The 17,367-nt window shown below is 47.3% G+C and carries 7 protein-coding genes; 1 reads left to right on the forward strand and 6 read right to left on the reverse strand.

From position 1 onward, the window contains the following. Positions 1 to 93 precede the first annotated feature (93 nt). The 3 genes from NST34_RS23900 to NST34_RS23910 all read right to left on the reverse strand — a co-directional run bounded on the left by NST34_RS23900 (position 94) and on the right by NST34_RS23910 (position 9,282). The gene (locus tag NST34_RS23900; protein WP_341128885.1) at positions 94 to 4,887 is read right to left on the reverse strand and encodes an S-layer homology domain-containing protein; all 4,794 of its coding nucleotides are present in this window, start codon (positions 4,885 to 4,887) and stop codon (positions 94 to 96) included. Between the two features lie 301 nt (positions 4,888 to 5,188). Continuing rightward, a complete protein-coding gene (locus tag NST34_RS23905; protein WP_341128886.1) occupies positions 5,189 to 6,730 on the reverse strand; it encodes a response regulator in 1,542 nt (513 codons plus the stop codon). 227 nt (positions 6,731 to 6,957) lie between these two features. After that, complete coding sequence (locus NST34_RS23910; RefSeq protein ID WP_076284716.1) at positions 6,958 to 9,282, reverse strand: glycoside hydrolase family 95 protein; 2,325 nt, start codon at positions 9,280 to 9,282, stop codon at positions 6,958 to 6,960. Positions 9,283 to 9,535: 253 nt separating this feature from the next. Here NST34_RS23910 and NST34_RS23915 point away from each other — a divergent pair, with 253 nt between their 5' ends. Then, positions 9,536 to 10,405, forward strand: coding sequence for a helix-turn-helix domain-containing protein (locus NST34_RS23915; protein WP_076284717.1), 870 nt, complete (start codon positions 9,536 to 9,538; stop codon positions 10,403 to 10,405). Positions 10,406 to 10,476: 71 nt separating this feature from the next. Here the strand turns inward: NST34_RS23915 and NST34_RS23920 are convergent, their stop codons facing one another. The 3 genes from NST34_RS23920 to NST34_RS23930 form a co-directional block, all read right to left on the reverse strand. Further along, positions 10,477 to 12,537, reverse strand: coding sequence for an alpha-galactosidase (locus tag NST34_RS23920; RefSeq protein ID WP_341059845.1), 2,061 nt, complete (start codon positions 12,535 to 12,537; stop codon positions 10,477 to 10,479). 552 nt (positions 12,538 to 13,089) lie between these two features. After that, on the reverse strand, positions 13,090 to 15,471 hold the full coding sequence (locus tag NST34_RS23925) for a glycoside hydrolase family 95 protein (protein ID WP_341128887.1): 2,382 nt from the start codon (positions 15,469 to 15,471) through the stop codon (positions 13,090 to 13,092). 145 nt (positions 15,472 to 15,616) lie between these two features. Further along, on the reverse strand, positions 15,617 to 17,323 hold the full coding sequence (locus NST34_RS23930) for an alpha-1,3-galactosidase-related protein (protein ID WP_341128888.1): 1,707 nt from the start codon (positions 17,321 to 17,323) through the stop codon (positions 15,617 to 15,619). Between the last annotated feature and the right edge of the window lie 44 nt (positions 17,324 to 17,367).

Genomic DNA, 17,367 nt, shown 5'->3' on the forward strand with positions numbered 1-17,367 from the left:
ATTTTAATAAAGCTTCAGTGAACACCAAAAACGAAGGAGCTAAGCATCTAGAGATTGCTTAACTCCTTCGTTCATTTGTATATTTGCAATGTTTTACTTCATAATCAAGTTATAAATCACTTGGGTCGCTTCTGCTCGGGAAGCGATCCCTTTTGGTGCAAATAGACCTTCATTTTGACCTTGAACCAGTCCTAGGCTGGCTGCTCCCTTTACAGAAGCGGCTGCCCAAGAGGAGACCTGCTTCATATCTTTGAATGTCACATCAGTTGAAGCAACAGTTACTTTGCCATTCTTCAGCTCATAGGCTTTCATTAACATGACCGTGATTTCTTCACGGGTAATCTGTGCAGCCGGCTCGAACTTGGTCGCACTCCTGCCGCTCACGATGCCCGCCTTGTAAGCGATAGAAATGGACTCCGCGTACCAAGCAGACGGTGCAACATCAGCAAAGCTAACATCTCCCCTTGTGGTCAACCCTAGGGAATGAACGAGCATAGAGGTGAACTCGGCACGCGTAATCGCACGGTTTGGTTCAAACTTGTCTTTGCCAGTCCCTTGAACATACAGCTTCGCCGCCAGCTCTTGGATTGCAGGACTAGCCCAGTGATTGGCTGGCACATCGACAAAGGTCCGTTTGAGCTCCAGCACAGCATATTTACTGAAGTGGTTAACTTGTGCTGTCAATACACCATCAGCATAATTCGCAGAGATATATTCCAGCTTACCGTTATCCGCAATATAGTAAATGCCTCCACGCTTGGAATCAAAACCTTCTCCTACTGTCAGGCTTAGCGTAATGGGTTGATCGAACGCAGAAAGCGTTTCTGATGTGCCAGCTTTCGTGGTCACCGACAGACTGAACTCATAGATATCACCCATGAGTCTAACCTGTGCTTGAGTAGTTCCCTCCGCTGCAGCAATGATCTCATTAGCCTTGCTGCTGAGTGGTGCTAATTTCAGGGTTATCGTGCTATCATCCCGCTGACCTTCCGGTAGCTTGCTCTGCAACTGGCGGAGCAGATCCGCCGGCACCTTCATGGAGAACTTACCGGACTTCAGAACCAGCGTGTGATTCGCCAACTGGCGAACTACATCAGAGGATAATTGTATCTGTTGTGTATCTCCCTTAATCTCCACGATGACATTACCAGATGCACTATCCACTTTCAGCATCTCTGGTGTAAGGATTAGAGTGCCCGCGCCATTCTCTTGATCTACAATGCTACCAGGAGTACCGTTGTTGTTACCCGGATTCGCAGGGACTTCAGGATTTCCCGGTTCTACAGTGGAGGCTGCTTTGACTGTAACTTCTGCCATAGCTTTGAAGCCGCCGTCTGCTGTTTCCACAGTAATTGTGGTTTTCCCAGCATTTACAGCCGTTACCGTTCCATACACTACGGTAGCTACAGACGTATCGCTCGAAGTCCAGTGTACTGCTTTATTCGCCGCCTCTTCCGGAGATAGCGTAGCCGTCAACTTTCCGGTTTCACCAGCGGTTAATGTTAGCTCTGTCTTATCTAGCGATACACCTGTTACTTTCTTAGGTGCAGCTGTCAATTTTACCAGTTTCGATTCAGTCGGCTGCAAGGACAACGCGAGTGTTCCTGAAATAGTCGAAACCTCTCCCGTCCATAGGTCTTGCATCGTGTACGAATCCGCTGCGTCCAGTCCGGCTCTACCAAGATTCACCGTTTTGTCTGCAGAAGCATTGGCGCTGTAGTTGAATACAGCCAGATAATAATCGTTGCCGTCTTTCATCACAAAAGTATCCGCTGCATTTGCATTCGTATTTCCTTCCAGCGGCTTGAACACTTTTCCTTTTAACGCTAGTTCGAGAACCTCCTTGTTGTTAAACAAGGCAGTCATGTACTCCTGTGCCTTTGGATCGTTAACATCATCAGAACCGAGAAGTACGGTACCGGCGATGACGCCAGAGTTCATTCGACTGCGAGCTTCAGTTAAGCTGGAAGCACGGGCCAACGCTAAATGATCGGGATCCGTATAGGTGTAAATTGTGCCATTTTGCCAGAATCCATAAGTTAACGAATTCAGCATGTATTCCGTTTCATTGATCTTGCCGTAGGTGTCGCAGGAAATACGTCTGCTGTGTGCATATTGGCTTGGAAAGATTGGCGCAATAGATGCGCTAATGAACATTTTTCCATCCAAACGATCTTTCACATAACGCATTCCTTCATTGTAAGCTTGAATCCCTGTCGTTACGGTTGGATCGAAATGTTGTCCCTCAAGCGAACCGTGCGTCAAGAAATCCAATTTGATGAAGGTAAAGCCCAGATCCTTAAATTTGTCCAAAAAATAATTCATGCGCAGTTTAGCACCTGGATGTGTCACATCCAGAGGAAAAGCCCCATCCAGCGTCGGCAGCGGTTTACCCTCGGCATCTTTGAGGACAATATCGCCATACGTATACTTATTGTCGGTACCCTCTACCGGCTGGCTCATATTGTTGCCCCAATATACAAATGGTGCCCAATAAATACCTGCATGCTGACCATTGCCCTTAATTACTGATACAGCGTCAGCAAGCTGCTTATCATTTAAATTGTCCCAATAGGAATCCATATTAATAAATACATTACCGTTATTATTGAAATCATTTAGGTGCTCCTTATAATAATTGGAGACATCCACAACGTCTTGGTATGAAAGTGTACCTTCGTAAGCTCCCCAGCTGTTAAAACCAACAGGTACGCCTTGCGGCAACTCAGGATTCAGCAACAGTGGAGGTGTGATGATCGCATTAGCTTTTCCGTATTCCTCGAGTCCTGTGCGGTAATCACTGAATGCCCCCACCATAATCATCGGCGAAGACAACTCTGCACCTGTAAGCATGCCATGAGGCTGGGTATCCCGTGTAACGTCGCTGGCTGCCCCGCCATAAACCGCTAGCTCATTCAGCCGATTAGAAGATCCTTTCCAGTCGATCCCGGTCTTCCACGTATCATGAGTGACCGACCCAAGCACAAGACCGCTGCGTGTCGAGTTATTAAAGATAGTCGTCATTTCATAGCTGGTATCCGCACGGTTCATAGATTGAGATTTATAACGAATCCAAGCATCATTGTCAAAAGGAACGGTTAGTACTCGGTTATCTGCACTGGCACCGATATCCACTCCACCTGAACGTTTTACGGTAATAGGTGACATATAATTAGTCTGTAGCACCGTATCGCTAATGGCATCCAGACGAGTTAAGAAATACTTCTGATCGTCATAAAACTTGTAAACCTGTTTGAGCGTTGGCTGTCCAGCTGAGGTGTGAACATAAGTAAGCTCCACTCCTTTGCCAAAGCCATCCTGAATTTCTACTGGAGCACCAGCACTTGCATGATTCTCATAGCTTGTAGTCTCAACGAGAGTATCACCGAGTTTGATGCTGCTATAGATTCCTTGCAGCTTCTGACCATCCGTCCACTTGTAGCTTGCGTATCCAGACTTAGTATTAAAGGAAACCTCATATTGTCCATTCGATACGAGCGTTCCATAAGTATATTCGGTAACGGTGATGGCCCCGTAGTTATTCGAAGCCCCTGGTGTCCCCAGATCACCTTCCTCTTCAACTGGAGGATTAGGATCTGTACCCAATGCCGGTTCTACAATAATTCGATCCAGATCTGGCGCGTACCAGTTGCCGTCTGAGAATTTGATTGTATTCTCGCCTTCGTTCAGGGGCAGTGTAAGCTCATATGTGAGCGCCGTATCCCAGTCTGGTGTCTTTGGCAGTTCATAATACTGCTCTGCCCCACCATTAGCGCTGACGTATAAGCTGCGCGGGTCACCTGAGAAATAAGCTACCGTGATCCGATAATCCCCTGTCATCGGAGCCGTAATCTTATTGAAAGTTAAGGAACTGCCGCCATTCAGATACCCTACCTTCTGTCCACCGGAAGCATTCGGGCTATCGCCAACTCGCGCTTCTCCAGTTAAATCATTAACCGGAGACTCAGCTTCATAACTGATCGTATACGGAATGACTTCAATCCGGTCGAAATCTGGAGAGTACCAGTCATGATCCGAGAAAGTGATCGTGTTCAGCCCTTCCTGCAAGGAGGCTTCTACATCATAAGTTCCTACCGTATCCCAGCTTGCTGTCTTTGGCAGATCAACCAATTCATCCAGTCCATCATTCACCTGCATATAGACAGGCCGCTGGTCACCGGAAATATAGGAAATACGGATCAAATACGTTCCCGCTGCCGGCACAGTGACATTTGTGAACTGTAAAGTACTGTTTTTATTCATATCCTTTACAATTTTTCCACCGGAACCAACGCTGCTGTCCGCTATTTTGGCGTTGCCTGTAATTATATTTTCAGGCGCTTCAGCTTCTATGATTGCACCATGCAGCTTCTCCTTCCAGTCGCCTCCAGATCCTTCACCTGGGTCGCTGTCGTCCAGTCCATGAATTACGATCTTGTCGATGTCTGGAGAATACCAGTTGTTGTCATCAATCAGGATGCTGTTCTCTCCAGCATTCAGCGGAAGTGTCACATCATAAGTTCCCACCGTATCCCAATCCACTGTCTTGGGTGGTTCTTCAAACTGCTTATCGCCGCCATTGGCACTGATATTGAATGGCCGCGAATCACCAGAAAAATAGTACACTGTAATTTTATAATTCCCACTCTCACTTACAGTCACATGATTGAACTGCAAAGTGCTTCCTTGATACATGCCTCCGACTTTCTGCCCCCCGGAAGCCGCTGGGTGTTCAGAAATAGAAGCATTGCCAGTCATAGCATTTCCATCAGCTTCAGCTTCATAGGTAGTATTCTCCGTATCATCGGCATAAACCGTACTGACAAACTGACCGCCACTGCCTATTACCAAGCAGATGATGACAAAGAACAAAAATCCTCTTTTCATTGCTTTCCCAAACATTTAATCCCTCCGTTTGTAGGTCTCCTTGCACTTTTGTGATATTCGGGCTATATCTGTCCATCAAGTCATTAAAGGAGTTGGTTAAGAAGCATCTTGAAAGCGCTACCGATTTTCGATGAACTAAAACTCCTTTGATTGCCTTGATGAATGAAGCCCCTCACATGTGCTAGTTATAATACATGCTTAATTGTAAAAAGCAGAGGGATTAATATCCATATCGCAAGTTTACTATTCGTAAGGGAAAGTAACTTTATTTCCTATTTGCCGAACTGAAGCGCTGGCACAATTATAGACTCTTCCTATACTCGTTAGGTGTAACCCCTTGGTTCTTCAGAAATAGGGAGATAAAATAAGATGTGCTTTCGTAACCGACTCTTTGGGCGATATCCTGAATTTTGAGCGAGCCGTCAGCCAGCAACTCTGTAGCCTTATCGAGCCGAATACGTGTTAAATAATCGTGAATCGTGATACCAGTCTTGTCTTTGAAGATGGAGCGTAAATAGTTGGGCGATAAATAAACCTGATCAGATAAGCTATTGATCGTAATCGGCTGATCAAAATTCTGGTCGATCACACTGCGAACCTTGTGAACTAGCTTCGTGTTTTTGTCCATAAGCCGCTCACCCAGCAAGCTCATAGCATTGCCTGCAGTGCCCAGGATCAAATCCTCAATCTCATTTAAAGTCAGTGCATTATAGATGGAATGATATAACTCCGCCCGTTTAACCCCCTCAGGAACAGGTTGATGCAGTTGCTCCAGCAGCTCGTCGACAAGATCAATCGCCCAATCGCAGATATTTTTTTTCTTGATTCTTAGTAGGGCTAGCCCCTCGAAATACTGATGCAGCTTCTGTGCGGCTTGCTCGAAATCTAGCTGATTGATAGCTTCAAACCACTCTTTCCTATTAAAAGGTGGCACATGCTCACTATCAAACTGGTTTGAAATCGCCAAGGCATGAATAATTGAACCCGTACCTTTATAGAAACGCTCGTTTAGGATTTCACGCGTCTGCTTATACAGACAATGTACCTCCGTTAATTCGGTTTCCTGCGCACCGACTGCTGCCGTCACTGTGAAATCCAGTCCACTTCGGATAGCCGCGGCCAAATCCTCCCACGCATAATACCCAGGCTGTTGGCGTGCTTCCATAAACACACCTACCTCCCCATCTTTGTAGGGCACAAATACCGTCTCTATATTCTTCGACTTGAAGAAATGATCCAGAAAAGCTACCAACCGGTTCTTACAATCCTCCAAACTCTGCTGTTCCCCCTCTGCCTCAATCGGATCGATACTGAACAGCGCCATTGCGTAGCGATTCCTCTCAGACTCACGGGTAAGCTTGCAATAGCTGGTCGCCAGATCAGCGGCATGTTCCGCATTTTTTTCATAGGAAAGCTCCTTAAGAAGGTTCGTTTTAGCCGCCTCCATGGAACGTTTCTTCATTTGAACTTCCTCACAGCGCTGCTTCACCTTTGCGATAACGCTTCCAATTTCATTCAAGTCGAGGGGCTTCAGTAAATATCCAACAGCACCTACATTTAGAGCCGATTTTACATAGTTGAATTCGTCATGCCCAGTCAGGAACATTAACTGCATCCAGTCATAGCTCTCATGTATTTTTTTAGCCATTTCAATACCGTTCATAATCGGCATCTGGACATCTGTAAGAATAATATCAGGTCTAATGGCCTCTATCTTCTCTAGAGCCTCTCTACCATTACTCGCAGTTCCGACGACATAAATGCCCATTTCTTCCCAGCGGATATAATCTCTCATCATCTCAAGGCCTATTTCTTCATCATCAACTAGAAAAATACTATACACTGATGTCCCCTCCTCTTTGTTGTCTGCATCTGTTTCTTCTATTATATTCTTTTCCCCTTAGGCTACTATGATCCAAATAAATGAAAGTTATTTTCAGGCATGAATCGTTAATTTGCAGACATCGGCAAAAGGGCTATCCGGTCCATAACAGACCGGATAGCCCTTTAATCATGCGCTAATAACCCAGCATAATTAAAGCGGGGGTTCATATCACCCCCGCTGAATCATTATACCAACTCTAACTGACTGTTAAAATAGTAGCTTCCTCCTATTTCTCCTTGAACAGTAGCTCTTCTATCCCCCAACCGAAGTGTCACGGTTCCTGGCGAGTAGGTACGGATCGTAGCTTTCACCAATTGACCATTGTCCCAAGCTACATCAACCTCAGCATTTCCTTTGGCCCGCAGTCCAGATACCGATCCTGTACCCCATGCTTTTGGAAGTGCAGGCAGCAGATGAATCTCACCCTCATGGCTTTGCAGCAGCATCTCGGCAATAACAGCCGTACCCCCGAAATTCCCATCGATCACAAAAATATTGCACTCCGCTCCTCCAATGCCCGATTTGGAAAAGCTAAATAAATTATCGAAACTGAGTCCACCAATCAAATGAGAAATATGATTAAAGGCCTTTTCCCCATCATACAATCTGGCAAAGCCGAGACCGAACAATGCGGCGGTAAATTCCACATCCTCCAGTTCTTCCTGAACCATCCGATTCTCAAGTGTTACTCTCACCGCAGCGCTAAGTTCAGGTGTCTTACCTGGTGTGATCTGATTACTTGGATATACCGCGAACAAATGGGCCAAATGCCGATGCTCCGGCTGCGCTTCCTCGTAGTCCTCGAGCCATTCTTGCAGCTGTCCTCTCTTGCCGATCTGAAATGGTGGCAGCTTGGATATCGCTTGCTCCAGCTGCTCCTGTAGTTCCTCATCCGTATTCAGTAGTTTCGCAGACTTCAAACAGAACTCAAAAAGGTCTTTCACCAGCATCTGATCCATAGTGGTACCCATAGACAGCTGCTGTGCCCCATCGCTGCTATCCGTAGGATAGAAATGATTCTCCGGCGAATTAGAAGGTCCGGTCACCAGCCAGCCGTATTTTGGATGAATGGTCATATAATCTAGGAAGAATGCTGCGGCTTCTTTTAGCACTGGATATGCCTGTTGCTGCAGAAACACACGGTCTTGACTGTATTCATAATGCTCCATCAGATGCGTCGCAATCCATAGTCCACCTGTAACGTTTAGCCCCCAAGATGTCTCCCAGCCCGGAGCCGTGAATCCCCAGACATTCGAGAATACATGTGCTACCCAGCCTTTGCTGCCATAGAAATCGCGAGCGCTTGACTTTCCAGCATGAGACAAACCCTCAATATAGCGCATTAATGGTAAATGACTATCCCCAAGATTTACGACTTCCGTCGGAAAGTAATTCATTTGCGTATTGATGTCCAAATGATAGTCACAGCTCCACCCCATACGGCAAGCCTCACCATCATTCCATATTCCCTGTAAATTCAACGGTAACGGGGAGTCTGCCCGTGCTCCAGCGATAGTCAGGTAACGTCCGTACTGCAGGAACAACGCGAACAACTGCGAATCCTCCTCCTGGCCCTGTGCCAGTAATCGAATACGTTGGTCAGTCGGCAGATTCACCTTCCCAGTGGTACCTAATTGGATATCCACCTTACCATATTCTTGCTCATAATCTTCGATATGATCTTCTTTTAACTGCGCATATCCTTTAATCAAAGCCTGCTGTAATGTGCTGCTGCTCTCCATTTCCCACTCCGAGTTACTACGGTTGTAATCGGTGCTGACGGCAAAATAAATTCGCGCCTCATTGGCTCCGGCAATTCTCAATTGACCGTCCCCTCTGTACATCGTACCGCCGGAAATGCTTACCTTAATTTGTCCCTTTGCCCATACCCCGCAAGTGCCGTCACTATGCACATTCTCTGTGGCTTGTCCTCTGAATTCAATAGTATCGTCATTCACGACTTGAGTCGTAAACGACTCTGACCCCCCCTCCAGACCGATCGTAAAGGATACACCTCCCGGTTCATCGCTCCAAATTCTTGAGACCACCAGATCATCAGCATGGGAGGCAAAAATCTCACGATGCAGCGTTGTTCCTCTACTTTGAACCACTGTCTGAGCCACGGCACAGGTCAAATCCAGCTCTCGCTCGATAGCCGCTGCTGACCCGGAATCCGTGTCCTGTTCTGCAAAGTCAATGACAACCTCGCATAAACCAAGGTTCGTACCGAAATTTCGTTTCTTCGGCTGCAGATGTTGTTTGGCTAGACGGTCACCTTCGTTATAATCGCCAGCAAAGAAGTACTTCCGCATCTCTTCCAGCGCAGCTTTGCCTCCGAAAGGAGCAGGCTCTGACTCAGCTTGACCCGACCAGTAGGTAACCTCGGTCATGTTCCATACCTCACGATACGGAGCAGCTATCACTACTGCACCTATTCTTCCGTTGCCCAGTGGCAATCCTTGTGACCAATCTGTTGCAGGGGTAGAATACCATAATCTAAAATCGCTCATTTTATTTTCTCCTGTCCATAGTAGAATCTGTGCAAGCGCGACAACCCTCTAAAAAATGTTGTTAATTAATCCGCTATATAGTGTAAAACTATTCCTAATCCCATCTCTTTCAAGATGAATCATACTTTCATAAACCTATCCAATATGTTGCGGATTTATTGTATTTATCGTATCATTTGGATGAATCACTGTCTTTGTTGACCTGTTCGATTATTTGATGATTTGTACGGTAAGTTAAGAAAAGAGGGGCCGCATGAATAAACTATCTGAAATGACTCCGTATGTCGGCGCAATCATGCCTTATGTGTACGACGGCAGCAGCAATGAGCATCTGAGAGTCGGTAATGCATATGCGTTCCACTTGTTTACAGATGGCCCCGGTGAGATGGAAATCGACGGAATACGTTATCCGATTGAACGGAGGACACTTGTCTTTCTCCGTCCCGGTCAGCCCCATGCTTTTCATATCATGCCTTCTCATCCACTGTCGTCCTACAACATCTATTTTGATTTATGGGACAACCGCTCTCCAGTATCTAATAACCTTTCATTTATCCATGCCCCTGAAGTCTTACAATTTGAAAAAAAAGCCACCGAAGCACCCTGTGCCGAGCTGAACGAGTTGCCTTGCGTATTTCCACTAGCTAAATATCCCCTGCTATACGATAGTCTTGTGATGATTGCCAAGTCATACAATGACGCGCTGTTCTATCGTAATGAGACGGCCAATAGTTATCTGTACGGCTGGATCTTGAGCTGGTATAATGCCCTCCATCAGCATCAGCCAAGTGATTATCGTATTGTCCGCCTGCTGGAATATTTGAATACCCACCCCGAGCGTGGTAAGTCTATCGAAGATTGGGCACAGTTCTGCGGGCTCAAGCGGACATATTTCCATGAGCTGTTTCTACGGGAGACCGGAATGACGCCACGCGTCTATCATCATAATTTAGTCATGAGGCGGGCGGCAGGACTGCTTCTGGAGAGTGAGCTTAGTGTGACTGCGATCGCTGAGAAGCTGGGTTATCCTTCCATCCATCCTTTCTCCAGACATTTCAGTACCTGCTACGGCATTAATCCAACACAATACCGCCTTAATCCGCAAAGCCGAATACGAATGTAAGACTCCAACAAAAAAGAATACGCGCTATCCGCGAGAAGCGGTTGCGCGTATTCTTTTTTCAATGTGTATAATCAGTTGGCTTTTGCCGTTAATTTGAAGATTTTGGACTCTGCCGGTTCGAGCGTAACTACAAGCTCTCCCGCTGTTTCCCCTTGTGTGCCTTCCCATAGATCAAGCAGTTGGTAAGCTGTTTGACCCTTCAACCCTGCACGCTCCAAGGAGATAGATTTATGAGCAGAATTCACAGCATCATAGTTGAAGACAGCAAGATAGAATACATCATCTTCTGCATCATCAAGTACGAAAGTATCGGAAGCTTGCTTGCCAAGATCCCCTTCGACAGGGTGGAAAGTCTTCCCTAGGCGGGCGACATCCATAATCTCTTTATTGCCCAGCCACGCTTTGGCCCGTGCGGCTGCTTCTTCTTTTCGGAAATCATCGCCTAGCAGAAGTACCGTTCCAGCGATGACCGAAGCAGTTAGTCGGCTCCGTCCTTCATGCCAGCCAGTGGCATCTTGGTTGTGGCTCTTGTAGAGCACGGAATGATCCGGGTCATTGTAATGGTACAAGGTATGACTCATCCACCAGCCATGTGTCAACGAATTCAGCAAATATTCTGTATCGTGCAGTGTACCAAAGACGTCACAGGATACCCGGCGGCTATGTGCAAATGCATAAGGGAACAATGGCGCGATGGATAGATTGATAAAGAACGGCCGACCGATCACCTCTGGTGAGAGCTTGTTCTGCAAGTAAGTCATCCCATAGTGATATGCCGCAATTCCCGTCGTAATTTCCGGATTGTAATGTTGCCCTTCCAGTGCACCATGTGCCAAGAAGTCTAGCTTGACATACTCGAAGCCTTCCGAGATAAATTTATTCGTGTACCAATCTATTCTTTGCAGGTTGCCTGGATGTGTCGGGTCAATGGCCAGCCCTCCATCAACATCCGGCAAAATTTCTCCTTCGCTGTCTCGCAGCAAGATATCACCATAAGTGTATTTGCCGTTTGTACCTTCCACGAGATCTCCAAACTGAGCCGGACTTCCCCAGAAGGCAAAAGGCGTCCAGTAAGTTCCCGGTCTATGACCGTTCTCCCGAACCAGGTCCAGTGCATTCTTCATTTCTTCTGGTGTGAAATTGTCCCAGAAAGCATCAAAGTTGATGTACAGTGTGTCCTCATTCTGGAATCCTAGCGGCTGCACTTCATTTTTCAGAAAATTACTGGTGGATGTATACAGATCGTAATCAAGCTCAGCCATTGCCGCAGACCAGCTATTCCAGCCGATAGGAACGCCGCCATCCCATGACAGAGGAGCCTCTATCCAGGTATTAGCCTGACCGTACGCTTCAAGCCCTTTTCTATAATCATCATAGAACCCTACGAAAACGAGCGGTGACTCTACTCTTGTTCCTTTCACATAACCATGTGGCTGGAAATCGCGGGTCATTTCACTTACAGCGCCGCCGTAAAGATCCAGCTCCTCGATCCCTCCGCTCCGTTCGCTTTTGATACGAATCCCTGTCTTCCACACCTTGTGCGTAATGGAACCCATAATAATTCCCTGCCGGCTTTCCGGCGCGAACAATGCAGTTACTTCATAGCTTTCCGTATCCATCGGCGGCTTCACTACTGTATATCTGACCCACTTGTCGTTGTCGTACGGCACACGCAGAATGCTTGGTTCTTCGGGTTGCCCTGACTCCCCGCCAAGTGACACCGATTTGGTCTGAAGGACAGCCATCCGGTTTGCCTTGATCTCTTCATCGCTTGCGATTACGATTTGCATCAATACAAATGATGAAGATTCATAAATATAGAAATGCTGCTCCAGCTGTGGCAGCAGGGACGTTTCGTGCAAAATGACTACGTGAACACCTTTTCCAAAGCCCTCACGAACTACCACTTCCTGAGACTTCAGTGTGTGGCTCTGATAATGTTCAGTGTTATATTCCCGACCTTGCCAGCGGAATGCACTGCGAATCCCTTTTACATGAGAAGTGTTTCCGCGGGCAACGGATGCTTCACCCGTCCCGAGATCAATCTCTAGATTCACCTCATCATTGGTTACACGGATAAGAGATGCTGTGTCCGTATTCACTTTTACCGTTGTAGCACTATCAGTTAGCATGATTTGCCTCCTTGTTACTGCGTTTTGGACCTTGAAGGCGGCAGGCTCTGTACCTGTGTCCCCCAAGTATGCCCTCATTATAAAGATCAGATAAAGCGTTTTCTATACAACGATCTTCCGATCCATACCGCGATCTAACACATCTAGCACAAACCTAAATCCCCCTAGTATTCATGTCGATGACAAGAAGAAGAGGATGTACATAAAATACTACTCATGCTCAACAATTTCGTATCCACACTCCGTTTTCACCTTCGGGCAGCTAGAAGAGATAGATTAGGGAAAACCTCCCTAAAAAAAGCCAGAAAACACTATATTTCAATGTAATGAGGGAATTCCTCCCTAAAAAACAGAGTGAATTCCAAATTCACCACCAGATCGGATGAATTTCAGGGAGAAATTCCCTGATTGTTAGTCTTGCGAGCAAAAATCTCCGAATTTCAGGGAGTTTTTCCCTAATTGTTGATCAGCATTATATTCGTACAAAAAAACAGCAGCAGGATCCTGTAATTTAGGTCTCTGCTGCTGTCCATATTCGTATGAAACTGACTATTATTGCTTACCAACTATAAGCTTGTAGGTCTGGCCTGCGGTCGTTGGAAAGCTCACCGTTCCATCTACGGAGCGGTCAAATTCCATCTCGTTGCCGCCATTACTCACCATGAGCGAAGCATCTGTGCGGATCACACATTCATTGCCTAGAAGGGAGGTAATCTGTGCTTCCACGAGATGGCCTCTATCCCACTGAATGCTAACTTCAAAACCACCGCGGGCACGTAGCCCCGCCACGCTTCCCTCCTGCCATTCATCTGGCAGTGCAGGCAGCAGATCGAGATACTCCAGGTGAGATTGCAGTAGCATCTCAGCAATTCCGGCAGAAGCGGCGAAGTTACCATCAATTTGGAACGGTGGATGTGCGCCAAGCAAATTGGCATAAACACCGCCGTGACTATACTGTTCGGACTCCCCATCCTTCACCAGCCGCAGCATGTTTGAGAGCAGGCGCAGTGAGCGGTTGCCATCCCGGAAGCGGCTCCAGAGCGCAACTCTCCAGCCCAGACTCCAGCCCGTGCTCTCGTCCCCACGCCGTTCAAGCGAAGTTTTGGCGGCAGCGAACAGCTCAGGGGTCTCTTCTTCTGACAACTGCCGGCCCGGATAGATACCGACCAAATGCGAGGTATGTCTGTGATACATATCTTCATCCTCAAAGTCTAAGGACCATTCCTGCAACTGTCCGTACTTACCAACCTGCAGTGGCAATAAACGTTCACGAGCACTTACCAATTCTGCACGCAAATCCTCATCCGTTCCAAGCGTTTCCGAAGCCTCGATACAATTCGTAAACAGCTCCCAGATGAGCGAAATATCCATAGTAGCACCTGCGCTGACTGCAGCCAAGCCCTCCGCTGTCTGGAATTTATGCTCTGGTGAAGTGGAAGGGGAGGTCACAAGCCTTCCGTTACCATCGTCAATAAGCCAGTCCAGTGCAAACAGAGCCGCCTCCTTCATCACAGGATAAGCGGAAGTCCGTAAATATTCCTCGTCCCCGCCAAAAGCATAATGCTCCCAGAGATGTTGTGTCAGCCAAACGCCACTCATCGTCCAGTAAGCCCAGCTTGGATCTCCGTCACCATAATCCCCCACCGGTGCTGTCTGTGCCCAAAGATCCGTATTATGATGAGCCACCCAGCCTCGGGCACCATAATTGACTTGAGCAGTCTCCGCACCCATCTTCGCCAAATTTCCGATCATATCCAGCAGCGGCTCATGACATTCCGCCAGATTACAAATTTCAGCTGGCCAATAATTCATCTCTGTATTGATGTTCAGTGTATAGTTGCTACTCCACGGCGGACGGGTAACCGCATTCCATATTCCCTGCAGATTAGTAGCCTGTGTTCCGGAGCGCGAGCTTGCGATCATCAAATAGCGCCCGTAATGAAACAGCAACTCGACAAGACCAGGGTCTTGTGCCGCGTATGTCGTAATCCGTTGCTCCGTGGACATCGACTCCGGGGCTAGTGTCTTACCTAATTGGAGCTTCACTCGGTCAAAAAGTGATCGGTAATCCTCGACATGCGCTTGAAGCAAGCTGTCGTAAGACTTTCCATTCACATCTGCCAAGTAAGAAGCTGCAATAGCAGAAGCATCTTTCCCCTCAGCTCCCGGGATTTTGTCAAAGCCATTAAAGCCTGTAGCCGCGCTGAAATAGAAGGTTGCAGCCGTTCCTCCCAACAGATGAATTCCACTACCGTCAACGGTAACTTCCCCATCCTCTGCTACTACGGAGAGTTGTCCTTCAAAGGCCATGCCCTTGCTCTTGCCAGGTTCTCCGTATTGGATCGGATTGTCACTCCAAAAATAGCTTGGATCAACATGCTCCGGTGCAGTTCCCGAGAGTACAAAGTTATCACCCTGAGCGTGAAGGCTATGCCGAAGCGAACTATCTAGCGTAGCATGTACATTCAGCGCTCCCGGTGCACTTGCAGTCAGACGCAGCACGAGCAACTGATCAGGATGTGAAGCGAACATCTCACGGGTATAAGTAACATTACCAATCTTGTATTCAATGCGGTGAACCGCATGTTCAATATCTAATGTCCGCCGATAGGATTGATAAACACCACCATGCTCAAAACGAAGTAGTAAATCTCCGAAAGGCAGATATGATTGGGTGTACGGACCTAGCATCTCTCTAGTCAGGGTGTCCGCTTCTGTATACCGGCCCTCCTGAATCAGCTTTCGAACCTTTGGCAGAGCTTCCTTAGCACCTGGATTGTTCCCATCCTTCGGGAATCCCGACCATAATGTATCCTCGTTTAGACTGACTTTCTCCTGTTCCACACCGCCGAAGATCATACCACCCAGACGGCCATTCCCAATCGGAAGCCCTTCGGTCCATACAGTTGCTGGCTTGTCATATTGAAGTTTCATTGGTTCTCTCCCTCACGATCTGTCATGAATTAAATAATGTATTCCCCCAAGTCTGCCCTCATTATAAAGATCAGATAAGCGTTTTCTATACATCGATCTACCGATCCATATCGCGATCTAACACAACCTGCCCTAACTCATTGAATTAATTATCCTGAATATCGACCTCGCTACAGGCGGTTAAACGTATCGCATCCGCAACACTGGAAAGACAGTTCGTACTTTCCCCACCCATGACAATTTCGTTAGCACTGAAGACCAGTCCGCGGGTGCTCTTGGCACTAAGGACTAACGTTTCACCAGTCTCGAACCTGTTGTTCTTAATAACTATACTCTGATGAACAGGAGTGCTATCATCAACCTCTGTGTTCTCTGGCGAAATGAAAATAACCGGATGCTCGATGCCCCCGCATTCAATAAAATGATTCTCAGCGATGGTTACATCCTCTACCTTGCCAGACTCATACCAAGACTCCGCATCCAGGGCAACCAGAATCGCACTCATTTGCATCCGATCAAAAACATTCCCCTTAATCTCTACTTTACGCCGGGTTGTCACAAGGATACCGCGGGTCGGTACCCGCGCGAGGTGATTATTTACGACTTCAACCTCCGGTGTCCAGGTTACATTCTCGATCACATCATGGCTGCCAATCCCCTCAGGAATAGGCTGTGCTAAAGTCAATATTAGCTCCCGTGGGTTGAGACGCGTAACCTCTATCACTTCATTAGCAGTATAGGTGGTCAGAGAGCCAGAACGAACAAATTCAATTTCGTCTCCTGGATGGAAGGCCATAAAACCGTAAGTCTGCGGATGCATGAACCGAACCTTCACCCTATTCGCAGACAGCTTCTCCACGATCCGTAGATAGGTACCATGGACATTGACGACGTCATCATGAGAACCGGCAAAACGGCTGTCCGCAACAGTTATTTTACCTCGGCAGCTGGACATGTGGATGAAATCCGCAAAGCCAGTAACCGTTCGGCCTGTCTCCAGGCGCGGCGAAATATCCATACGTTGAAAGGTGAGATTGTCGCTGAACTGCCCTACAACACCAAGTCCGTGTAAAAAATGCAGCCCCACATCGCTGAAGGTGATGTTAGAGCTTTCCACAATGAAGACACCTACCTGATCGCGAATACCATCACGGCTTTGCAGGACCTGCCCGGGGACAACCTCAGGCCCATGATCAAAATGCAAGCGGAGCTTCATCGGCTCCAGCTCTTCAACCGAATCAGCCAGCTCCGACCAGTTGTCCACCCGCCAAGTCGTATTGCTAAGTGGATCATAGGTCTGCATTGGTCCTTCCGAGAAGCTCCAGCCCTCACCGATCCAGACCAGCTTGTCATCCCTGATCTCATACCGCGAATCGGGGTGAACCTGGACATCGAAATAATGAGTACCGCTTTCAGTAATCTCCATCTCTGTCACAGTCGGCCGGGCATAGTCGGTATGTAAATTACGAATCTCTATATTTTTGCATCCATCCAGCAAGAACATAGTCTGCTTGCCATGGAAGATAAATGTAGAGTCATTGCCCTCAAATGTTAAATTGTGCAGCCCCTTTAAGAGAATTCCTATAGTCTTGGTGACATCCGGATTCTCTTCTTCACTGGTAGTGTTGGAAATGTAGTAGGGTGCTCGGATGGCCTCTTCCGGATAGAAATGATAGCAGCCTTTTGGACAATCCAGCAGGACCGGCCCAGTTATTTCGGCGGCTGCCTCAATAGCTCTTGTCATGGCTGGCTGAGCATCCAAGCCGGAATCTGGCAGAACACCATAATCAGTCAGGCGGATTACGATAGGAGAAGAATCGACGCTGTGTTCTGTAAAAGAAATGATCAACACCAACTTTCTTAGAATTGTAAACGCTTAATAAGAGGCAGTATAAT

The organism is Paenibacillus sp. FSL H7-0714 (assembly GCF_038003765.1).
Lineage (GTDB): Bacteria > Bacillota > Bacilli > Paenibacillales > Paenibacillaceae > Paenibacillus_AQ.